Source organism: Streptomyces sp. 8L, from assembly GCF_020176795.1.
GTDB lineage: Bacteria > Actinomycetota > Actinomycetes > Streptomycetales > Streptomycetaceae > Streptomyces.
Genome location: NZ_JAIUKE010000858.1, coordinates 1 through 1,692, shown reverse-complemented (window position 1 = coordinate 1,692; position 1,692 = coordinate 1). Strand labels below are relative to the sequence as shown.

Below are 1,692 nucleotides of genomic sequence, written 5' to 3'. Positions count from 1 at the left end.
CGCGACTGCCGCAGACCCCTGATCGCCCTCGGCCTCACCGGATGAACCCGGACAAAAAGCGATCTTGCAACGGACCCTGGCTCGTCGTGCTGCCCCCGCCGCGGCGGGCCCGTTCGGCCCGTACCCAGTTGCGCAGCGTCTCGCGACTGATACCCAGGTCCCTGCCGATGCCCTCGAAGGTGTGGCTCGGGTCCGACAGGTACAGCGCGACGGCGTCCGCCTTGAACTCGGGCGAGTAGACCTTCATCACCATAAAAGATGCCTCCTACTCGGCCCCTGCCGGGGCCGGCTCAGAGGTGTCCACCACCCGGGGACAGGTCCCCTCACCGCAGCTCGGTCCTGCGGCCGCCATTCCCTCCGAGCTTCAACCCGGCTCGGTGGAGCGTTCGTGCGGTGGAATAGGCCACATGGCCTATCGCCCTCTCGCAAGCTTCGGATCGTGCATCGCTCGCCTGATACGTCGTCATCAGGGTTCTGCCAAGGTAGTGGCAGGGGTAGCTGCCTTTGTCGTGGGCATCATGGTGGTCCTGGGGCCAATGTCGTCGTGGATGGCCGGTGACACGGTTGGGGGACTTCGCGGCAAGGATCGCGCCGACGCCATGAATGCCGTGCGTCAGACCCTTCTGGCCGGTTTCGCCGGCGCTTCCGTGCTGCTCGGGCTGGCGTATACCGCTCGCACCTACCAGCTATCCAGGCGTGGACAGGTGGCCGATCGGTTCAGCAGATCTGTCGGACAGCTGGCCTCCGACAAACTCGCAGAACGGCTCGGCGGAATCTACGGACTTGAGCAGGTCATGGTGGAGTCCTCCCAGGAACATGCCACCGTGGTGGGCGTCCTGTCGGCCTTCATCCGTGAGAACACCAGGAGGAGCGACTCTCCCTCGCTGGACGAAGACAGCTCATCGAGGCCGCTACCGGCGTGGGGGACAGAGCCGTCCGCTGATATCAGGGCGGCCACAGAGGTACTCGCTCGCCGCCCGCAACGGCAAGAAGCCCGCAGACTCGACCTTCGGTCCGCGCAGCTCACCGGAATCTCGCTCCGCAGTTACGACTTCCACGCCCCGCCCCGCCTCACCCGGACGCTACTGACATGGGCGGTCCTCTGCCGTGCTGATCTACGGGGCGCCGACCTCAGTGGCAGCATCCTCACCAAGGCCGACCTGCGCCACGCACTCCTCGCAAGAGCATGCCTGGACCAAGCGCTCATGGCTGAAGCCGATCTGCGAGGTGCCCTGCTCGACGACGCCGTCCTTCTGCGTGCTGACCTCAGCGGAGCAGACCTCAGAAACACCACCGGCCTGACCGCACGGCAGTTGGCGGGAGCGGTGATCGATGAAGGGACTCGGCTGCCTCCCCAGATCGCGAGCGATCCATGGGTTGCAGCACGCCGCGCGGCGTGTCGTGCGTGGCGAGACCAGCCACATCAGGAGACATCGCCGCCGCCGACAGCGGCGCCCGCCAGATAACAAGCCGGGCCGGTGCATCGACTCGGCATCGTTCCGCCAAAAACGCCGGGGCTGGACCTGCGGTTGGCCACGTTCAGCGGCCGTGTTCCTAGCTGCCACGAGGGACGAGCCCCACGACACTCACGCCGGGATGTCAGACAGACACTCAGTAGGGTCGGGGACTGGCGCGGTGGCTGCCGCTCCGTTTCCAGTCCCCGCCGCTTCAAACCGTGCATGCAGTTCTCCC

At 66.3% G+C, this 1,692-nt stretch carries 1 protein-coding gene and 1 pseudogene; one reads left to right on the top strand and one right to left on the bottom strand.

Annotated elements, in window-relative coordinates; translation table 11 throughout:
• Positions 1-97: 97 nt before the first annotated feature.
• Positions 98-253 (bottom strand): annotated as a pseudogene (locus LCE31_RS39465) (transposase); the annotation flags it as partial.
• A 265-nt stretch (positions 254-518) separates the two neighbouring features.
• Between LCE31_RS39465 and LCE31_RS39460 the strand changes: the two are divergent.
• Positions 519-1,466 (top strand): pentapeptide repeat-containing protein, encoded by a 948-nt coding sequence (locus tag LCE31_RS39460; RefSeq protein ID WP_225023097.1) that lies wholly within the window; start codon positions 519-521, stop codon positions 1,464-1,466.
• The last annotated feature ends 226 nt before the right edge of the window (positions 1,467-1,692 follow it).